This is a genomic window from Serratia ureilytica (assembly GCF_017309605.1).
Classification (GTDB): domain Bacteria; phylum Pseudomonadota; class Gammaproteobacteria; order Enterobacterales; family Enterobacteriaceae; genus Serratia; species Serratia ureilytica.
Window position 1 is genome coordinate 2331032 of record NZ_CP071320.1, and the last position, 18047, is coordinate 2349078.

Annotated in this window: 19 protein-coding genes; 14 read left to right on the plus strand and 5 right to left on the minus strand. The window is 59.1% G+C overall.

Annotation, left to right across the window (positions count from 1 at the left end; all coding sequences use genetic code 11):
• The first annotated feature begins 151 nt into the window (after positions 1-151).
• Genes folE2 through zigA form a run of 3 tightly spaced genes read left to right on the plus strand, consistent with a single transcriptional unit; the run spans position 152 to position 2826 of the window.
• On the plus strand, positions 152-1078 hold the full coding sequence (folE2, locus tag J0X03_RS10840) for a GTP cyclohydrolase FolE2 (protein WP_099785786.1): 927 nt from the start codon (positions 152-154) through the stop codon (positions 1076-1078).
• On the plus strand, positions 1068-1628 hold the full coding sequence (locus J0X03_RS10845; protein WP_033643236.1) for an LbetaH domain-containing protein: 561 nt from the start codon (positions 1068-1070) through the stop codon (positions 1626-1628). The genes folE2 and J0X03_RS10845 overlap by 11 nt, the downstream gene beginning before the upstream one ends.
• A 10-nt stretch (positions 1629-1638) precedes the next feature.
• Complete coding sequence (zigA, locus tag J0X03_RS10850; protein ID WP_033650275.1) at positions 1639-2826, plus strand: zinc metallochaperone GTPase ZigA; 1188 nt, start codon at positions 1639-1641, stop codon at positions 2824-2826.
• A gap of 47 nt (positions 2827-2873) precedes the next feature.
• Here the strand turns inward: zigA and J0X03_RS10855 are convergent, their stop codons facing one another.
• Positions 2874-3122, minus strand: a complete 249-nt coding sequence (locus tag J0X03_RS10855; RefSeq protein ID WP_162997221.1) for a hypothetical protein — start codon at positions 3120-3122, stop codon at positions 2874-2876.
• A gap of 83 nt (positions 3123-3205) precedes the next feature.
• Here J0X03_RS10855 and J0X03_RS10860 point away from each other — a divergent pair, with 83 nt between their 5' ends.
• Both J0X03_RS10860 and J0X03_RS10865 read left to right on the plus strand, forming a co-directional pair.
• Positions 3206-4171: an SDR family NAD(P)-dependent oxidoreductase gene (locus J0X03_RS10860; RefSeq protein ID WP_230358685.1), complete on the plus strand. Its 966-nt coding sequence runs from the start codon at positions 3206-3208 to the stop codon at positions 4169-4171.
• A 63-nt stretch (positions 4172-4234) separates the two neighbouring features.
• Positions 4235-5332, plus strand: coding sequence for an MFS transporter (locus J0X03_RS10865; RefSeq protein ID WP_230358670.1), 1098 nt, complete (start codon positions 4235-4237; stop codon positions 5330-5332).
• 155 nt (positions 5333-5487) lie between these two features.
• On the opposite strand, the gene pspF is transcribed toward J0X03_RS10865, so the two are convergent.
• Positions 5488-6495 carry a phage shock protein operon transcriptional activator gene (pspF, locus tag J0X03_RS10870; RefSeq protein WP_160204335.1) on the minus strand — a complete coding sequence of 336 codons (1008 nt, stop codon included), beginning with the start codon at positions 6493-6495 and terminating at the stop codon, positions 5488-5490.
• Positions 6496-6679: 184 nt separating this feature from the next.
• Here pspF and pspA point away from each other — a divergent pair, with 184 nt between their 5' ends.
• The 4 genes from pspA to pspD all read left to right on the plus strand — a co-directional run bounded on the left by pspA (position 6680) and on the right by pspD (position 8356).
• On the plus strand, positions 6680-7345 hold the full coding sequence (gene pspA, locus J0X03_RS10875) for a phage shock protein PspA (RefSeq protein WP_004930555.1): 666 nt from the start codon (positions 6680-6682) through the stop codon (positions 7343-7345).
• Between the two features lie 63 nt (positions 7346-7408).
• A complete protein-coding gene (pspB, locus tag J0X03_RS10880; RefSeq protein WP_004930553.1) occupies positions 7409-7636 on the plus strand; it encodes an envelope stress response membrane protein PspB in 228 nt (75 codons plus the stop codon).
• A complete protein-coding gene (gene pspC / locus J0X03_RS10885; protein WP_033643233.1) occupies positions 7636-7995 on the plus strand; it encodes an envelope stress response membrane protein PspC in 360 nt (119 codons plus the stop codon). Before pspB ends, pspC begins: the two co-directional genes overlap by 1 nt.
• Before the next feature lie 97 nt (positions 7996-8092).
• A complete protein-coding gene (gene pspD / locus J0X03_RS10890; RefSeq protein WP_071883554.1) occupies positions 8093-8356 on the plus strand; it encodes a phage shock protein PspD in 264 nt (87 codons plus the stop codon).
• A 20-nt stretch (positions 8357-8376) separates the two neighbouring features.
• On the opposite strand, the gene J0X03_RS10895 is transcribed toward pspD, so the two are convergent.
• Positions 8377-10224 (minus strand): hypothetical protein, encoded by a 1848-nt coding sequence (locus J0X03_RS10895; RefSeq protein WP_103101519.1) that lies wholly within the window; start codon positions 10222-10224, stop codon positions 8377-8379.
• Between the two features lie 308 nt (positions 10225-10532).
• Between J0X03_RS10895 and J0X03_RS10900 the strand changes: the two genes are divergently transcribed.
• The 3 genes from J0X03_RS10900 (at position 10533) to tyrR (ending at position 14873) form a co-directional block, all read left to right on the plus strand.
• Entirely contained in the window at positions 10533-11930 is a 1398-nt protein-coding gene (locus J0X03_RS10900) for a YcjX family GTP-binding protein (protein WP_033650278.1), read from the plus strand.
• Positions 11927-12988 (plus strand): YcjF family protein, encoded by a 1062-nt coding sequence (locus J0X03_RS10905; protein ID WP_060660661.1) that lies wholly within the window; start codon positions 11927-11929, stop codon positions 12986-12988. Before J0X03_RS10900 ends, J0X03_RS10905 begins: the two co-directional genes overlap by 4 nt.
• A gap of 313 nt (positions 12989-13301) precedes the next feature.
• Positions 13302-14873 carry a transcriptional regulator TyrR gene (gene tyrR, locus J0X03_RS10910; protein WP_033643230.1) on the plus strand — a complete coding sequence of 524 codons (1572 nt, stop codon included), beginning with the start codon at positions 13302-13304 and terminating at the stop codon, positions 14871-14873.
• Positions 14874-14929: 56 nt separating this feature from the next.
• Here tyrR and tpx read toward each other — a convergent pair whose 3' ends face one another.
• The gene (tpx, locus tag J0X03_RS10915; protein WP_004930536.1) at positions 14930-15433 is read right to left on the minus strand and encodes a thiol peroxidase; all 504 of its coding nucleotides are present in this window, start codon (positions 15431-15433) and stop codon (positions 14930-14932) included.
• 225 nt (positions 15434-15658) lie between these two features.
• Between tpx and ycjG the strand changes: the two genes are divergently transcribed.
• A complete protein-coding gene (gene ycjG / locus J0X03_RS10920) occupies positions 15659-16633 on the plus strand; it encodes an L-Ala-D/L-Glu epimerase (protein WP_033643229.1) in 975 nt (324 codons plus the stop codon).
• A gap of 3 nt (positions 16634-16636) precedes the next feature.
• On the opposite strand, the gene mpaA is transcribed toward ycjG, so the two are convergent.
• Entirely contained in the window at positions 16637-17344 is a 708-nt protein-coding gene (gene mpaA / locus J0X03_RS10925; protein WP_033643228.1) for a murein tripeptide amidase MpaA, read from the minus strand.
• Between the two features lie 206 nt (positions 17345-17550).
• Here mpaA and J0X03_RS10930 point away from each other — a divergent pair, with 206 nt between their 5' ends.
• Positions 17551-17901, plus strand: a complete 351-nt coding sequence (locus tag J0X03_RS10930) for a hypothetical protein (RefSeq protein WP_015378006.1) — start codon at positions 17551-17553, stop codon at positions 17899-17901.
• Positions 17902-18047 lie beyond the last annotated feature (146 nt).

Consider the following 18047-nt stretch of genomic DNA (forward strand, 5'->3'; position numbering starts at 1 on the left):
AGCCCAATCCATTGAGCAAAATCGCTGAGTTTTCTGCGACTTGATTGATCAGCCCGTTCAGCGGCAAGAAAAAAGTTTTCCATGTTATGTTATAATATAACAAAATCATGTTACCGTTCCCCGGCAAAGTTACAATAACGCAAGGGGATGTATGAACGAAGTTGCACTTCCACCACGCCGTTCGCTGCCGGATGCTCAGGCATGGCGCGGCGAAATGAGTGATGTCGGGCTCGATTGGGTCGGGATGCAAGGGATCGCGCTGCCGCTGGAGCTGGCCGGCAAGCCATTGATGGCGAAGGTCGACGCCGGTATCAACCTGCGCGCCGAAGCGGCGGGCGAGCGCGGCATTCACATGTCGCGGCTGTATCTGGCGCTGGACGAGTTGACGCAGGGCGAGCTGACGCCGCAGCGCATCGGCCGAACGCTGCAGGCCTTTTTGGCTTCGCAGCCGGAACACAGCGATCGCGCCAGCTTGTCGATCGGCGGCGAGCTGTTGCTGTCACGCCCGGCGCTGCTGTCGCCGCAGCGCGGCTGGAAAGCCTATCCGCTGCGCATCGAGGCCACTCTGACGGATACGCTGACGCTGGCACTGACCGTCGGCGTGCCTTATTCCTCCACCTGCCCGAGTTCGGCGGCGCTCAGCCGTCAGTTGGCGCAGCAACAGTTCCAGTTTGATTTTGAACAGGCGGCGGAGCGGGTCAGCCAACGGCAGGTGAGCGAGTGGCTGCTGGAGCAAGGGATGCCGGCCACCCCCCACAGCCAGCGCAGCTGGGCCTGGATCACCGTGACGCCCGAGAATGAACGGGCGTTTGAGCCGGTGAAACTGATTGATCGCATCGAACACGCGCTGGGCACGCCGGTGCAAACGCTGGTGAAACGCAGCGACGAACAGGCCTTCGCATTGGCCAACGGTCAGAATCTGATGTTTTGCGAGGACGCGGCGCGCCGTCTGTATCGCATGCTGCGCAGCCAGTGCGACTACCGCGCTTTTTCGCTGCGCGTCGAGCATCAGGAGAGCCTGCATGCCCACAATGCGGTGGCGGAGCTGAGCTGGCGGGGAGAACACCATGCTGCGTAAAAACCCCAGTGGCCATCTGCCGCAGGTCTCGCCGCTGGCCTACATCGATCCCACCGCCATTATTTGCGGCCGGGTGATCGTCGAAGACTTCGTTTACGTCGGCCCTTATGCGGTAATTCGCGCCGATGAGTTGAACGCCGTCGGCGACATGGAGCCGATCGTCATCGGCTCGCACTCCAATATTCAGGACGGCGTGGTGATCCATTCCAAGAGCGGGGCGGCGGTGACTATTGGCCGTTACAGCTCGATCGCCCACCGCGCCATTGTGCACGGCCCGTGCCGCATCGACGATCGGGTGTTTATCGGCTTCAACAGCGTGCTGTTCAACTGCCACGTTCAGTCCGGCTGCGTGGTGCGCTACAACGCGGTCGTGGACGGCGTGACGCTGCCGGAAAACCGCTATATCCCCTCGACCGAGCGCGTGGGGCCGGACAGCGACCTATCGCGCTATCGCCAGGTCGATCGCGGCGCGCTGCAGTTTTCGGAAGAAGTGGCCGCCACCAACGTCGAACTGGTGCGCGGTTACCAGGCATTACGCAATGAATTTTAATGAGGTCCTCATGAAACAACTTCCCGTGACCGTGCTTTCCGGCTTTCTCGGCGCCGGCAAGACCACGGTGTTGAACCACATCCTGAACAACCGGCAGGGCATGCGCGTGGCGGTGATCGTCAACGACATGAGCGAGGTGAATATCGACGCCGCGCTGGTGGAGAATGAAGTGCGCCTCGATCGCCAGCAGGAGAAGCTGGTGGAGATGAGCAACGGCTGCATCTGCTGCACGCTGCGCGAAGACCTGCTGGTGTCGGTGCGCGAGCTGGCGCAGGACGGGCGCTTCGATTATCTGTTGATCGAATCGAGCGGCATCTCCGAACCGCTGCCGGTGGCGGAAACCTTTACCTTTGAGGATGAACAAGGGGAAAGCCTGTCGCAGTTCGCCCGGCTGGATACCCTGGTGACGGTGGTCGACGGGGTGAATTTCATCCGGCAATACCAGCAGGCGCAAAGCCTGCAGGAAGCTGGCCAAAGCCTGGGCGAGGACGATCTGCGCAGCGTGGCGGACCTGTTGATTGAGCAAATTGAATTTTGCGACGTGATCCTGGTCAGCAAGACCGATCTGTTGACGCCAACGCAGCAGGGCGAAGTGATGGCGCTGCTGGCCAGCCTGAATCCCGACGCCCGCATTGTGCCGATCGCGCCGGGCAAACTGCCGCTGGAGGCGGTGCTGAATACCGGCAGCTTCAGCTTTGAAAAGGCGCAGCAGGCGCCCGGCTGGCTGAAAGAGCTGCGCGGCGAACACGTGCCGGAAACGGAAAGCTACGGCATCAGCAGCTTTGTCTATCAGGCGCGACGGCCGTTTGCGCCGGACAAGTTCTACCGCGTGATCAACGGCGACTGGGGCGGCGGTAAGCTGCTGCGTTCGAAAGGCTTTTTCTGGCTGGCGACGCGGCCGCGGCAGGCCGGGCAGTGGAGCCAGGCCGGCGGCATCGCCCATTACGGCCTGGCGGGCACCTTTTGGCGCGCGATCCCGCAAGACAATTGGCCGCAAGATCCGCAAACGCGGGCGCATATACAGGAGAAATGGGTGGAGCCGTTCGGCGACATGCGCCAGGAGCTGGTGTTTATCGGCCAGCACTTGCAACAGGCGGCGATCGTGCGTCTGCTGGACGATTGCCTGCTGAGCGACGACGAAATGGCCGCCGGCGTGGACTATTGGCTGGAGATGGCAGACCCGTTCCCTGAGTGGTAATTGCGCAATCTTCGTGTGGTAATGAGAAAAATTCTCAACAAAGTGCTTTACAGACGATACTGATAACTATTATCATCGCCTGGCAGTTCACGGAAGGCCACAGTTTGCGGCTCTGATGTGGAAGGCACGACATTGCTCACATTGCTTCCAGTGTTTTTTAAGCCAGCTCGGGTGCTGGCTTTTTTTTTGCCTGTTTCAGACCGGAAACCTCGCCTGGCGAGCCGCCATGCTCCACTTTCTTCTTTTTTCGCCGCGTAACCTGGACGATCTCGACAGAAGTTCGGGGTTTCATGCATTCACAGTCCCGTGACGGAATTTCATACTCCTTCTCATCGACGCGCCGGCTGCGTTTGGCCGGCCACTGTTAACCGTGAGGAGAATGCCTGTGATTACCCAACAAACCCCCATCAAGTCAGGATTCGGCCCCAAAACGACCGCCGGCGAGGTGCTCGCGGGCCAGGATCTGTCAGGCACGCTGGCCATCGTCACCGGTGGCCATTCAGGCCTCGGTCTGGAGACGACGCTGGCGCTGGCCGACGCCGGCGCACGGGTTATCGTCGCTTGCCGGGCACCGGCGGCAGCCAAAGCGGTGTTAGGGCAGAGCGCCGGCGTCGAGATCGCCGAACTCGATCTCGCCGATTTGAACAGCGTGCGTCGTTTCGCTGCAGACTTTACCGCATCGAGCCTACGGGCGGATATCGTCATTAACAACGCCGGGGTGATGGCATGCCCGGAGGCGCGGGTGGGGAACGGTTGGGAAAGGCAGTTCGCCACCAACCATCTCGGCCACTATGCGCTGACCAATTTGCTGTGGCCGACCATTGCCGATGGCGGGCGGGTGGTCACCGTCTCCTCCGCCGGGCATCACCATTCGGCGATCCGCTGGGAAGATGTGCAGTTCGAACGCGGTTACGACAAGTGGCTGGCGTATGGTCAGTCGAAGACGGCGAATGCCCTGTTCGCCGTCTGGTTGGATCTTCTGGGCCGCTCGCGGGGGATCCGCGCATTTAGCCTGCATCCGGGTAGCATCGCCACGCCGCTGCAGCGGCACATATCGAGAGCAGAGATGATAGCCCTGGGCTGGATGGACGAAGAGGGCAATCCGGCCGATCCCGATGCCCTTAAAACGCCTCAGCAGGGGGCTGCTACGCAGGTCTGGGCCGCCACCTCACCGCAGTTGCAGGGATTGGGGGGCCTCTACTGCGAGGATGGCGATATTGCCGGCATCGCCGCCCACGACAGTCAGGCGCTGGTCGGCGTGAAGGAATACGCGATCGACCCGGAACAGGCGCAGCGTCTGTGGGCGCTTTCGGCATCGCTGACCGGCATTGATGCCTTCGCCTGACCAGGCCGCTAATCGGATAAGGGGGAGGTGCCGAATACGCCGTCAGACAACGCAAGGCCTCCCTTGATCGTCGCCATCCTTGAACTCAAACTGCCGAAACACAGCCCCAGCATGAAAAACATGCTGGATATCGCCAGATTTTTTTCTTTCATCATCGACATCATGGGCGTCCTGTTCGCCATGTCGGCCGGCGTGGTCGTGTCGCTGCCGATATCGGGATGGGCGATCGCCAAACTCGGCAGCAGGGTGGTCGGCGTCGCGGCTATTCTGTTCAACGCCACGCTTTTGCTTCTGGTGCCCTTCGCCGCGACGGTCCTGCAACTGGCGGTGCTGCTGTTTTTATGCGGGTTCGCTTACAGCGCGGTCAATGTCTCGAACAACATGCAGGCCAGTATCGCCGAGGCGGTCAGCGGTAAAACGAGGCTGCCGTTCTTTCACGGTATATGGGGCGTGGCGGGGTTCGTCGGCGCAGGGATCGGGGCGTTAATGATCGGTCGGGATGTCGCCTTGCCGCTGCACTTTGCGGGCATAGCGGCGGTGGCTCTGATGTCCGCCTTGCTGTGTCGGCGGGCATTGTTCGACAAACCGGAACTGGAACAGACCGGGCGCGCTTTCGCCATCCCGGACCGCTCGCTGTTCAACTATGGCCTGATCGTTTTCTGCTCGATGGCTTGTGAGGGCATTATGTATGACTGGAGCGTCGTTTATTTTCAGGACGTCGTCTCGGTCGATCGAAAATACATCGGCCTGGGTTTTACGGTATTTATGGCGGCCATGACGATCGGCCGGCTCATGCTGAACCGGTTCGTGGATCGGATCGGAGTGAGAAGAACGTTGCAATGGGGCGGGATGCTGGCATTCACCGGCATGACGCTAACGACCTGGTTACCGGGTTTGGTGACGTCGATAATCGGTTTTTTCCTGGTTGGGCTTGGCATTTGCGCCATTATTCCGCTGGTTGCGGGGGCGGCCGCAAGGTCTTCTTCCATGGCGCCAAGCGCCGCCATCGCGGCAGTGCTGACCATCGGTTTTCTGGGGACGCTGATCGGGCCGCCGTTAATCGGGTTCTTATCCGAAACTGTCGGTTTGCGCTATGCCTTTCTGGTCTGCGTCGCGTTGTCGCTCGGCGTCATTTATCGGGCAGGAAAAATACCGCTGTGATCTTACAAGAAGGTGATTCATCGGCGGGCTATCCGCAGATAGACGTGACCGTCGAGAAAGGCCGGCCTCTCCAGGCGGCCGTTCTCAGGCCACATCTCTCAACCTGGGGCTAATAGCTGACGGCCGGGAAAGACCGGCACCCAATCCCCGCGTTGCTAATCCTCGTCTTGCTCGCCGTTTTGCAGCAGCGCATGCTTTTTCAGCATACCGCGTAGCTGATGGTAGGTGAGCCCCAGCAGCTGCGCCGCCTTGCGCTGGTTGAATCGCCCTTGCTGCAGCGCTGCTTCGATCAGCGCCTTCTCTTGCTCCAACTGCCAGTTTTTCAGCTCGAGCGGCAGCGCCGGCAACGCGCTGGCGCCTTCAGGGGCAGGCGTAAGCGGCGTGGCCTCGCGTGGCGCAAACGGGTTGATGACGATCTCATCCAGCGGGTTGGCGCTGTCGCCGTGACGATAGACCGAACGTTCCACCACGTTTTTCAGTTCGCGCACGTTGCCCGGCCAGCCGTAGTTGAGCAACGTCTGCCTGGCGCGTTCGGTAAAGCCGGGAAACAGCGGCAGCGCCAGCTCACGGCACATTTGAATGGCGAAGTGCTCGGCCAGCAACATGATATCGGGCCGGCGTTGGCGCAGCGGCGGCAGCTGCACCACGTCGAACGCCAGCCGATCCAGCAGATCGGCGCGGAACTTGCCCGCCGCCGCCAGCGCCGGCAGATCGTCGTTGGTGGCGCACACCAGGCGCACATCTACCCGCAGCGGCTGGCTGCCGCCCACGCGTTCCAGCTGGCCGTATTCGATCACCCGCAGCAATTTCTCCTGCACCAGCATTGGCGCGGTCGCCAGCTCATCGAGGAACAGCGTGCCGCCGTCGGCGCGCTCGAAGCGGCCCAGATGACGTTTCTGCGCACCGGTAAAGGCACCGGCCTCGTGGCCGAACAGCTCGGAATCCAGCAGGTTTTCATTCAGCGCCGCACAGTTGAGCGAGATGAACGGCCCTTGCCAACGGTTGGAGAGGTAGTGCAGACGATGGGCGATCAGCTCTTTACCGGTGCCGCGCTCGCCGATCACCAGCACCGGTTTGTTCAGCTTTGCCACCTGGGAGACTTGCTCCAATACTTCGACAAAGGCGTTTGCTTCGCCCAACAAATTCTCTGGCTGTTCGTTCATGATGAAATTCGCCAATGTTTGGTGAAAATAATCACTCTACAGCAAGCGCGCAGAGAGTCAAAAATAAAGAGTTGTTGTTTTTCAATTAGATAAAAGTTGGCACGGGTTTTGATTATCTCTTTGGGCAAGCTGTACGACTTAACGCGGCGCTTCAGACGCCATCAGAACCAAGAGGAAGTGAATTATGGGTATTTTTTCTCGTTTTGCCGACATCGTGAACGCCAACATCAACACCCTGCTGGACAAGGCGGAAGATCCGCAGAAGCTGGTGCGGTTGATGATCCAAGAGATGGAAGACACGCTGGTTGAAGTCCGTTCTACGTCGGCGCGCGCGCTGGCGGAGAAAAAGCAGTTGCTGCGTCGCATCGAGCAGGGTGAAAGCCAGGTAAGCGACTGGCAGGAAAAAGCCGAGCTGGCGCTGCGCAAAGATAAAGAAGACTTGGCCCGCGCGGCGCTGATCGAAAAACAAAAGGTTGCCGACCTGATCGCCACGCTGACGCAAGAAGTGGCGACCGTAGAAGAAACGTTGGCGCGCATGAAGAGCGAAATCGGTGAGCTGGAAAACAAGCTGACCGAAACCCGCGCGCGGCAGCAGGCGCTGGCGCTGCGCCATCAGGCCGCATCTTCCTCGCGCGAGGTGCGCCGTCAGCTCGACAGCGGCAAGCTGGATGAGGCGATGGCGCGTTTCGAACAGTTCGAACGTCGCATCGACCATATGGAAGCCGAAGCGGAAAGCATCAGCATCGGTAAAAAGAAGTCGCTGGACCAGGAGTTTGCCGAGCTGAAAGCCGACGACGCCATCAGTGAGCAGCTGGCGGCGCTGAAAGCCAAGATGAACCGCTCCGAGTAAGGCGAACCGCGGCCACACGCCGGAGGTGGCCGCCTATTCAGGATCCGATAAGAAGGAATAACAATGAGTGCTTTATTACTTGCCATTCCGCTGACAATTTTCGTGCTGTTTGTCGCGCCGATTTGGCTTTGGCTGCATTACAGCAATCGGCAACAGACCGGCATCCAGCTGAGTCAGCAAGAAATGCAGCGCCTGGCGCAGCTGGCGGAAGACGCCAAACGCATGCGTGAACGCATTCAGGCGCTGGAAGAGATCCTCGATGCGGAACACCCGAACTGGAGACAGTCCTGATGAGCATGACGCTGGGCAGTAAAAAGCTTTATCGCGTACCCGAAGAAGGCATGGTAAAAGGCGTCTGCGCCGGTCTGGCTCACTATTTCGACGTGCCGGTGCGCCTGATCCGCGTGATGGTGGTGCTGTCGCTGTTCTTTGGGCTGTTTTTCTTCACGCTGGTGGCCTATATCGCGCTGGTGTTCGTGTTGGACGAAGCGCCGGCCAGCCGTTTCGAGGGCGAGCATCAGAAGACGCCGCGCCAGTTGCTCGATCAGCTGGAATATGAGCTGGGCAGCGGCGAACAGCAGCTGCGTCAGGTCGAGCGTTACGTGACGTCCGACACCTTCGGCGTTCAGAGCCGCTTCCGCAAGCTGTAACTCTTCTTGCGATACCCGGCCTGCGCAGGCCGGGTATCTTCGCCGCCGTCATCCCGTTGAAGGTCATCTTAATCGTCTTGTGCCGGAGGGCATTGTCATGAATAAAATTGATGTCGCGAACGCCACCAGAACGGGTGGATTTAAATCAGGAGCGGCGGCAATGTTGAAGACATTGGCTAAAGTCATCATCATAGCGTTATTGAACTATGGCCCGGCGGGCGCCGCCGGCTGGCTGTTGAAGACCGTCGGCCGCAAACCGGTGCGCTTCGTGCTGGCGCTGGTGCTGGAACCGCTGTTCCGTAAAGGCCTGAACAAGGCATTCGGGCGTTACGTGGCGGGAGAGAAGATGCCACCCAAGTAGGGCGGCATGATATCGTTCATTCAATTCGCTGCGGTGACTTTTGTCCCCGGGGTTGCCAAATAGACCCAATTCGAACCGTTGCTTATGATTGCCTGTGCCGATGGATTTGCTGCGGTATTGGTGCAAAAAATAGCGGTGCCTTTGCAAACATTCGCAGCAGGAAGTTGAGCAAACGTCATGGAAGATAAGCTCGTGCCGAAACGACTGATGCGACTGGAGGGGCGCCACCCGGTAGTCGTTTTCACCCAGCTATAGATGGCACCTTCTTCGTCACCGGCCACAGCAGTATTGAACCATTCGGAACCAATGGGGCGCATTACGCCGCCGAGCTCTTTGGGGCCGTCGGCGATCCGTACTGCGGTATAGTTGGATTTTCCAGGCTGATATGAACAGCCGTAACTGGTGCTGATGGTCGTGTTGCCTTCAACGTCAACGTCAATGACCGAGCCAGCCCCCGATCGTGAGACATAGTAAAAATCTCCCGAGCAACGCCCGCCGAGGAAACGTAGATTGCTGGTATTGCTTTTCACGCTGCCATACTGGCAGTCGACCAAATCGATACGTGGGTTGGCTCCATCTTCTGTCAGAGCAACGTTGCCGGAAAAGTGGGTGTCCGAAATAGTACTTGGATAAGCAGGGTATCGCCAGGTCAAACTGGCTAGTCGGCAATTGCTGATCATGGCTTTTACACTGGATGAAAAGTCCATATCCTGAAGCCAGCACCCATTCATGAACACATTGAATTTTTTGCCTGATGCTGCGTGAGTAATATTCCCTCCTCGATTAATATTTGTAGCATATAAAACACCGTATCCAGAGCTATAGACTAAGTGTTTTATCTCTGATGCCTGAACTTCATTGAGGTAAACTTCGCCAGAATTATTCATATATAATAGACAGCTGGCATTGGGATTGTTGCCGATCAATTTTTGAAGCGGGCCGGTTCGATGTTCCATATGTAGGTTTTTAAACCAAAGTCCTATTCCACCGTTAACATAGATAGTCGGGCTTATCAAATTGGCTTCCCATTGACAATCTTCGAATCGTAACATGTTGCAGTGGTCATTTTGCATTGTTGATGTTAAATGAATGGGGGCAAGAAGCATCTTATTGAAGTCAGTGATGTCCAGGTAGTTATCATAATCTCCCGACGTTCTGCCGCAGCCTTGAACCTCGACGAATTTGAAGTAACTATCCTGAACCTTATCTAAATAAAGACCGGCTCCCCGACAGTAAAGAATGCTTACATTCTGGGCGTGCACATAGCTTGCGTATTTTATACTCAGTCCGCAAATCGTCTTGTTATTTCCCCTTAGCTGGAAGTTTCTGAAACTGACACCGCTATAGGTTATTTCTCCCTGAGCGGCGTCGATGGTTATAATCCCTGTTATATCAGTCTGTTCTGCCAAGTCTTGTCCGTTGTAGACGAACACGGCACGACCGTTGTAACTGCTTTCACCGTAAAGGGAAATTCCACTGTTGGCTGGAAAGACGACCGGTGTTTTAATATTCCAATAGCCGCTTGGAATCTTTACGGAGCGTTCACCTCTGATCAGTGCAATGTTTTGAATCAGGGGGCCATTATCGTCAAGAGTAAGATCACATCCCCCGTCGTATAAAGAAAGCTGGGTTAAGTCATTACGATACCACGCTGCTGGGGATTGATTGACTTTAAGCGTCGAATAGCCACCGTCGTCAATGGCATTTACCGCGTTGGTATGTCCTGTAAATACACCGCCACCTTTACCCTTTCCTTGATAATACTCGGTTAAGATTATGCGTTGACCGTCATATTCTGGTTGGGTGTTTTTAAGTGTTGCCATCGAATTTATAATGGTCAGGTCGCGCTCGAAATTAATTGTGCTCATCGGATTCTCCGGTTAGTATTCGTATTGACATAAACGTTTTGATGAAGGGGTTGTATCGTTAGTACGAGTGATTGTGATTATTCCTGTGGGGGTAATACTATCTCGTCTTTGTATAGGGGGCGATATTAGGTTGATCGGCTATGTCTTACACAAAGCGTTGTCGGTTAAGTTGAGAAGGTGGCAATTTTCATCTGTGGCAAATCTCACTCTGCTTGTGGCTATAATAGTGAGCATAGGCCATGTGGTTAGCGAAGTGTTACCGTGTAACTGCATGTTTTAGTGAATAAAAGGATGCGACTCCAGGCAAAATGAAACGACTGCAAAATGAGTTAACCTCGCTGGTCAACCGCGGAATGGATCGCCATCTGCGCCTGGCGGTGACCGGCCTGAGCCGCAGCGGCAAAACCGCCTTTATCACCGCCTTCGTCAATCAACTGCTGCATGTGCACAGCGGCGCGCGCATGCCGCTGTTTTCACCGGTGCGCGAAGAACGCCTGCTGGGCGTCAAGCGCATCCCGCAGCGCGATCTCGGCATCCAGCGTTTCACCTACGACGAAGGGCTGGCGCAGCTGTACGGCGCGCCGCCGGCCTGGCCGACGCCGACGCGCGGCGTCAGCGAAATCCGACTGGCGCTGCGTTACCGCTCCAACGACTCGTTGCTGCGCCATTTCAAAGACACCTCGACGCTGTACCTGGAGATCGTCGATTATCCGGGCGAATGGTTGCTGGATCTGCCGATGCTCGAGCAGGATTACCTGGCCTGGTCGCGGCAGATGACCGGGCTGCTGCAGGGGGAACGCGCCGAATGGGCCAAGCCCTGGCTTGACCTGTGTAAAACCTGCGATCCGCTGGCCCCGGCCGACGAAAATCGCCTGGCGGCGATCGCCCAGGCCTACACCGATTATCTGTTGCGCTGCAAAAGCGAAGGTCTGCACTTCATTCAGCCGGGCCGTTTCGTGCTGCCGGGCGACATGGCCGGCGCGCCGGCGCTGCAGTTTTTCCCGTGGCCCGATGTTGCCGCGGTGGGCGAGTCGAAACTGGCGCAGGCCGACAAACACACCAATATCGGCATGCTGCGCGCTCGGTTCAATTATTACTGCCAGTCGATCGTCAAAAACTTCTATAAAGAGCATTTCGTCCGTTTCGATCGGCAAATCGTGCTGGTTGACTGCCTGCAGCCGCTCAACAGTGGCCCGCAAGCGTTCAACGACATGCGCCTGGCGCTGACCCAACTGATGCAGAGTTTCCATTACGGCAAACGCACGCTGTTTCGCCGCTTGTTCTCGCCGACCATCGACAAACTGATGTTCGCCGCCACCAAGGCGGACCACATCACCGCCGATCAGCACGCCAATCTGGTGTCGTTGCTGCAACAGCTGGTGCAAGAGGCGTGGCAGAACGCGGCGTTCGAAGGCATCAGCATGGATTGCGTCGGCCTGGCCTCGGTGCAGGCGACCGAGAGCGGCATTGTCGATCATCAGGGGCAGCGTATTCCGGCGCTGAAGGGCAATCGCCTCAGCGACGGCGCGCCGCTGACGGTGTTCCCCGGCGAAGTGCCGGCCCGTTTGCCGGGGCCGGCGTTCTGGCAAAGCCAGGGATTTCACTTCGATGAGTTTCGCCCGCGTGCCATGAGCGTGGACAGCCCGTTGCCGCATATCCGTCTGGATGCGGTGATGGAATTTTTACTGGGAGACAAATTGCGATGAGCGAGCCGATCAAACCGCGTATCGATTTTGACGAGCCGTTGCAGCCGCCGCAGGAACCGACGTTGCGCGCCGGCGTCGCTTTCGACGCCGAGCAGGCGGAGAGCTTCTTTCCGGCGGCGCCGGAGCTGCAGGAGGAGGAGGAAGAAGGGCGCGCCGAGGGCATCATCAACGCTGCGCTGAAGCCGAAACGCAGCCTGTGGCGCAAAATGGTCACCGCCGGGTTGGCGCTGTTCGGCGTCAGCGTGGTGGCGCAGGGCGTGCAGTGGGTGCATACCGCCTGGGTGCAGCAGGACTGGATTGCCATGGGTGGCGGCGTGGCCGGCGGCCTGATCGTGTTCGCCGGCGTTGGTTCGGTGGTCACCGAATGGCGGCGTTTGTATCGGCTGCGCCAGCGCGCGGAAGAGCGCGACGTGGCGCGCGAGCTGTTGCACAGCCACGGACTGGGGCAAGGGCGCGAATTCTGCGAGAAACTGGCGCGCCAGGCCGGGCTGGATCAGGGGCATCCGGCGCTGCAGCGCTGGCAGGCCTCGCTGCATGAAACCCAAAATGACCGTGAAGTGGTGGAGCTGTACGCCAAACTGGTGCAGCCGGTGCTCGACAACCAAGCGCGGCGCGAAATCAGCCGCTCCGCCGCCGAATCGACGCTGATGATTGCCGTCAGCCCGTTGGCGCTGGTGGATATGGCGTTTATCGCCTGGCGCAACATCCGTTTGATTAACCGCATCGCCGCGCTGTACGGCATCGAACTGGGCTACTTCAGCCGCATTCGTTTGTTCCGACTGGTGCTGCTCAACATCGCCTTCGCCGGCGCCTCCGAACTGGTGCGCGAAGTGGGCATGGACTGGATGTCGCAGGATCTGGCGGCGCGGCTGTCGGCGCGCGCGGCGCAGGGCATCGGCGCCGGGTTGTTGACCGCGCGGCTGGGCATCAAGGCGATGGAACTGTGTCGCCCGCTGCCGTGGCTGGAAGGGGAGAAACCGAAGCTTGGCGATTTCCGCAGCCAGCTGATCGGCCAATTGAAAGACACGCTGAAAAAGAGCGACGGCAAGGCCAAATAACCCCGCGACGGCGCTCCTGGCAGCGCCGTTATTTCACCGGCGCCAACGCCGGACGTAATCGAGACTTGACGATAGTCGATCCCCCTGCGCTTGCGTGATAAATATCTGCAAAATTAATTCTGTTTGTGATAACTCTCTGTTTGTGGGCTAAAATGACGCCGATGCTGTTATTCGCTTGCGTTTAAAATCAGCAACCACGGCAATAAATCAGAGTTCTGTCAACTTTTGCTGACAGATCGCTTCTACCGCCCGGTGCGAGGGAGTATCATCATCGTCAACGATCCCCGCACCTGCAGAGATAAGGCCAACACTGATGCGTTTGGAAGTATTTTGCGAAGACCGCCTCGGTCTCACTCGAGAATTACTCGATCTTTTGGTATCGCGCAGCATTGACTTACGTGGCATCGAGATCGATCCCATCGGCCGCATTTACCTCAATTTCTCCCAGCTGGATTTCGATACTTTCCGCGCGCTGATGGCGGAGATCCGCCGCATCGCCGGCGTGACCGACGTGCGCACCGTCAGCTTTATGCCTTCCGAACGCGAACATCGCGCGCTGCGCGCGCTGCTGGAATCGATGCCGGAACCGGTGTTCTCTATCGACATGAAGGGCAAGGTCGAGCTGGCCAATCCGGCGGCGCTGGCGTTGTTCAGCCTGAACGAAGACAAGATCCGCAACCAGACCGCCGGGGCGCTGATCGGCGGCTATAACTTCAGCCGCTGGCTGGAGAGTGAGCATACGGCGCCGCACTCAGAACGGGTGGTGATCCGCAGCCAGGACTTCCTGATGGACATTACGCCTATCTATCTGGAGGACGAACAGCAACAGCCGGCTGCGGTCGGCGCGGTGGTGATGTTGAAGTCCACCGCGCGCATGGGTCGCCAACTGCAAAATCTGTCGGTGAACGACGATACCGAATTCGATCACATCGTCGCGGTGAGCGCCAAGATGCGTCACGTGCTGGAGCAGGCGCGCAAACTGGCGATGCTCGATGCGCCGCTGCTGATCGTGGGCGATACCGGCACCGGCAAGGATATTCTGGCTCGCGCCTGCCACCTGCGCAGCCCGCGCGGCAAACAGCCGTTCCTGGCGCTGAACTGCGCCGCGCTGCCGGATGACGTGGTGGAGAGCGAGCTGTTCGGCCATGCGCCGGGCGCTTATCCCAACGCGCTGGAAGGCAAAAAGGGCTTCTTCGAGCAGGCCAACGGCGGTTCGGTGCTGCTGGATGAGATTGGCGAAATGTCGCCGCGCATGCAGACCAAACTGTTGCGTTTTCTCAATGACGGCACGTTCCGCCGGGTCGGCGAAGAGCATGAGGTGCACGTCGACGTGCGCGTGATCTGCGCCACCCAGAAGAACCTGACCGAGCTGGTGCAGCGCGGCGAATTCCGCGAAGACCTCTATTATCGCCTCAACGTGCTGACCATCACCATTCCGCCGCTGCGCGAACGCCCGCAGGACATCATGCCGCTGACCGAGCTGTTCGTGGCGCGCTTCGCCGATGAGCAGGGCGTGGCGCGGCCCAAGCTGGCGAACGATCTGGGCAGCTTCCTCAGCAAATACGGCTGGCCGGGCAACGTGCGCCAGCTGAAAAACGCCATCTACCGCGCGCTGACGCAAACCGAAGGCTACGAACTGCGGCCGCAGGATATCGTGTTGCCGGAGTTCGAGGTGGAGATGTCGCTGGGCGACGAGGTGCTGGACGGTTCACTGGACGACATCAGCAAGCGTTTCGAGCGCTCGGTGCTGACGCGCCTGTATCGCACCTATCCCAGCACCCGCAAGCTGGCGAAGCGGTTGGGCGTTTCCCATACCGCCATCGCCAACAAGCTGCGCGAGTATGGCCTGAGCAGCCGCAAAGGCGGCGCTGAGGGCGAAGAATAAAAAAGGCGCCTTGCGGCGCCTTCCCGTGTATCCAAAGCCGGCGTTCGCCGGCTTTATTATTTCAGCGCTGCCAGCGCCGCGTCGTAATCCGGCTCGGTGGTGATTTCGTTCACCAGCTCGCTGTACAGCACGTTGTCCTGGCCATCCAGCACTACGACCGCACGCGCGGTCAGGCCCGCCAATGGACCTTCGGCGATTTCAACGCCGTACGCCTGTTTGAACTCGGCGCCGCGCAGGGTGGACAGCGTGACCACGTTGCTCAGGCCTTCCGCGCCGCAGAAACGAGACTGGGCGAACGGCAGATCGGCGGAGATGCACAGCACCACGGTGTTATCCAGGCCGCTGGCCAGCTGGTTGAATTTACGCACCGACGTCGCGCAGACGCCGGTATCGATGCTTGGGAAGATGTTCAGGACTTTGCGTTTACCCGCGAAGCTGCTCAGCGCTACGTCTGACAGGTCTTTGGCAACCAGCGAGAAGGCCTTGGCCTGTTCGCCCTGCTGTGGCAGTTTGCCCGCTACGCTGACCGGATTGCCTTGAAAATGTACTGTCTGAGTCATTGCTAGATTCCTTTTACAGGTGTTTATACAAAGAGTATGAACCTGATAAAACGGCGCGCCGGCGACGGCTGTTAACATCAGGTTCACACCCTGACGCCAGTTTATGACAAGCGGGGCGGATTGGATATCAAAGTTTGCTAAATAGTTGTATATATTAGGCTGTTCTATAAAACATCACCGGCGCATCAGCCTGCCTGGATGCGCAGTTTTCGCTCAGGAGCCGTTATGAGAGACATGCGTTTTTACCCGGAAGCCTGGCCGCTGCACACCGCCTTCGTGATCGCGCGCGGCAGCCGCACCGAAGCCCGGGTGGTGGTGGTCGAAATCGAACAGCAGGGCGTGCGCGGCGTCGGCGAATGCACGCCGTATCCGCGCTATGGCGAGAGCGAGGAATCGGTGATGACGCAGCTGGCTGAGATGGCGCCGGCGATCGCGCAGGGCATCACACGCGAGCAGCTACTGATGCAGATGCCGGCGGGCGCGGCCCGCAACGCGCTGGACTCGGCGCTGTGGGATCTGGAGTGTCGTCTGCACGGGCAGAGCCTGTGGCAGCGCAGCGGCGTGACGGCGCCGGCGCAGATCCGCATGGCGCAGACCGTCAGCATCGGAACGCCGGAAGCGATGGCCTTCGCCGCGCGTGAGCTGGAGCGGCAGGGCGCCACGCTGCTGAAGATAAAACTCGACGATCACTATATCAGCGAGCGGCTGGTGGCGATCCGCGCCGCGGTGCCGCAGGCGACGCTGATTGTCGACGCCAATGAATCCTGGCAGGCGGAAGGGCTGGCGGCGCGCTGCCAGCTGTTGGCCGATCTCGGCGTAGCGATGCTGGAGCAGCCGCTGCCGGCCGGTGACGACGCCGCATTGGAACACTTTATTCATCCGCTGCCGATCTGCGCCGATGAGAGCTGCCACACCCGCGCCGATCTGCCGCGGCTGGCGCAACGCTATCAGATGGTCAACATCAAACTGGACAAAACCGGCGGCTTGACCGAGGCGCTGGCACTGGCGCAGGCCGCGCGCGAACAGGGATTCGCCATCATGCTCGGCTGCATGTTGTGCACGTCGCGGGCGATATCCGCCGCCTTGCCGCTGGCGCCGGCGGCGCGCTTCGTCGATCTGGACGGCCCGACCTGGCTGGCGCGGGACGTCGAACCGGGTCTGGCGTTCGAATGCGGGGCGATCGTCGATCTCGCCCCGTAGGGATTAATTCGGGTAGGTCAGCAGTTCGGTCATGGCGTCGATGTAGCGCTCGCTGGCGGCATCGGCGGAGATCGGCGGGAATTCGGCGGTGATGCACGGCAGCGACAGATCCGCGCACCAGCTGCCGAACGAACCGGGCGTCTCATAGCCGACGCTGGTCACCAGCGGGAGTTCGAACTTGTGCGACAGCCAAACGCCGAGCCGCGAGCTGGCGGGATCTTCGATGCAGGCCAGCGGCTCATGGAACGACACCACCCAATGCGGCTTCAGGCGATGGATCAGATGACACAGCGCCTGGGTTTCCGGTTCGGAGCCGGGGCGCCCGCCGGTGGAGAGCCTGACGTCGCGCACCGGCGCCGCGCTGTTCCAGCGATAGACGGTGTCCCCGGAGCGCCAGTTGGCGGCCGGGAAGTTGCGGTTCAGATCGACGCCGTTGGCATTGGCGCGCAGCCCCAGCTGACAGCCGTCGGGGTTGACCGCCAGCACCACGTGGTGGCGCAACTGTTCGGGGGCGATGCTGCGCAGCGCGCAGGACAGGGTTACGATGGCGGCGCTCTCATCGCCGTGGGTGCCGGCGATGATCAGCCCGGTTTCCGGGCCGCTGACCGCCGCCGGGAAATAGAGCAGCGGCGCGCCCAGCAGCGAGCTGCCGTAGTTCTCTCCTGCGACGGCCAACTGGCCACGTTCACTGCGCGGTCGATGTTCGGTCATGGTGTTGTCCCTGAGTTAAAGGCCGAGAGTCATTGTCATTTTATTCAGTGTATTACGCTTTGAGACATCTTTCCCATCGCAATTGTGCGGCGTTTGCGCGATCTGTGATGCGATAGCGGCGAAAACGCCAATTAAACCGCACCTGGCCTGAGGCTGTTGTTATACTAACGGCAGAGCTAAGCCAATCACCCGCAAGAGGATTTAACATGCCAGTAGCCAGAATCATCGCCAGCTATAGCGAAAATGAAAATGACACCATCACGCTGCTGTGCGGCGTAGACGCTGAAAACCAGATCCGTCAGGGGGAATGGTTCGGCGTGGTGAAAAATGACGACGGGCGCGGGGACGAATCGAACTATCCGTTCACCCTGCATATCGATTACCAGAAAGATGCCTTCTATCTCGACTACGGCTACGACGACGCGGATGCGCGTCAGCTGCAAAAAACCGATATCTCGGCCCGTCCGCTGGCTGAGAAAGGCTTTTTCACCGTGTTCGATGAAGAAGAGGGTGAAGAGTTCAGCTACCGCATCAACAGCATCCACCTGTACGACTGACGGTCGCTGCCGTAATCCCACCCGTGCCGCCCTGCGCCGCACGGGTTTTTTATCGCCTGAATCGCACTTTTTGCAACTTCTCGCCCGCGGGCTCTAGGCCGGATGGATCTTGTGCTATATGATAAAAAATTCAGATGGTTAACGGG

What these genes read in the sequence shown, in the direction of transcription:
- ycjG (WP_033643229.1), top strand. Translation starts at nt 15,659, where the DNA reads ATGAGAGACATGCGTTTTTACCCGGAAGCCTGGCCGCTGCACACCGCC.
- J0X03_RS10900 (WP_033650278.1), top strand. Translation starts at nt 10,533, where the DNA reads ATGAAACGACTGCAAAATGAGTTAACCTCGCTGGTCAACCGCGGAATG.
- folE2 (WP_099785786.1), top strand. Translation starts at nt 152, where the DNA reads ATGAACGAAGTTGCACTTCCACCACGCCGTTCGCTGCCGGATGCTCAG.
- tyrR (WP_033643230.1), top strand. Translation starts at nt 13,302, where the DNA reads ATGCGTTTGGAAGTATTTTGCGAAGACCGCCTCGGTCTCACTCGAGAA.
- J0X03_RS10905 (WP_060660661.1), top strand. Translation starts at nt 11,927, where the DNA reads ATGAGCGAGCCGATCAAACCGCGTATCGATTTTGACGAGCCGTTGCAG.
- mpaA (WP_033643228.1), bottom strand. Translation starts at nt 17,344, where the DNA reads ATGACCGAACATCGACCGCGCAGTGAACGTGGCCAGTTGGCCGTCGCA.
- J0X03_RS10895 (WP_103101519.1), bottom strand. Translation starts at nt 10,224, where the DNA reads ATGAGCACAATTAATTTCGAGCGCGACCTGACCATTATAAATTCGATG.
- J0X03_RS10860 (WP_230358685.1), top strand. Translation starts at nt 3,206, where the DNA reads ATGCCTGTGATTACCCAACAAACCCCCATCAAGTCAGGATTCGGCCCC.
- pspA (WP_004930555.1), top strand. Translation starts at nt 6,680, where the DNA reads ATGGGTATTTTTTCTCGTTTTGCCGACATCGTGAACGCCAACATCAAC.
- pspC (WP_033643233.1), top strand. Translation starts at nt 7,636, where the DNA reads ATGAGCATGACGCTGGGCAGTAAAAAGCTTTATCGCGTACCCGAAGAA.
- tpx (WP_004930536.1), bottom strand. Translation starts at nt 15,433, where the DNA reads ATGACTCAGACAGTACATTTTCAAGGCAATCCGGTCAGCGTAGCGGGC.
- pspF (WP_160204335.1), bottom strand. Translation starts at nt 6,495, where the DNA reads ATGAACGAACAGCCAGAGAATTTGTTGGGCGAAGCAAACGCCTTTGTC.
- J0X03_RS10845 (WP_033643236.1), top strand. Translation starts at nt 1,068, where the DNA reads ATGCTGCGTAAAAACCCCAGTGGCCATCTGCCGCAGGTCTCGCCGCTG.
- pspB (WP_004930553.1), top strand. Translation starts at nt 7,409, where the DNA reads ATGAGTGCTTTATTACTTGCCATTCCGCTGACAATTTTCGTGCTGTTT.
- pspD (WP_071883554.1), top strand. Translation starts at nt 8,093, where the DNA reads ATGAATAAAATTGATGTCGCGAACGCCACCAGAACGGGTGGATTTAAA.
- J0X03_RS10930 (WP_015378006.1), top strand. Translation starts at nt 17,551, where the DNA reads ATGCCAGTAGCCAGAATCATCGCCAGCTATAGCGAAAATGAAAATGAC.
- J0X03_RS10855 (WP_162997221.1), bottom strand. Translation starts at nt 3,122, where the DNA reads ATGCATGAAACCCCGAACTTCTGTCGAGATCGTCCAGGTTACGCGGCG.
- zigA (WP_033650275.1), top strand. Translation starts at nt 1,639, where the DNA reads ATGAAACAACTTCCCGTGACCGTGCTTTCCGGCTTTCTCGGCGCCGGC.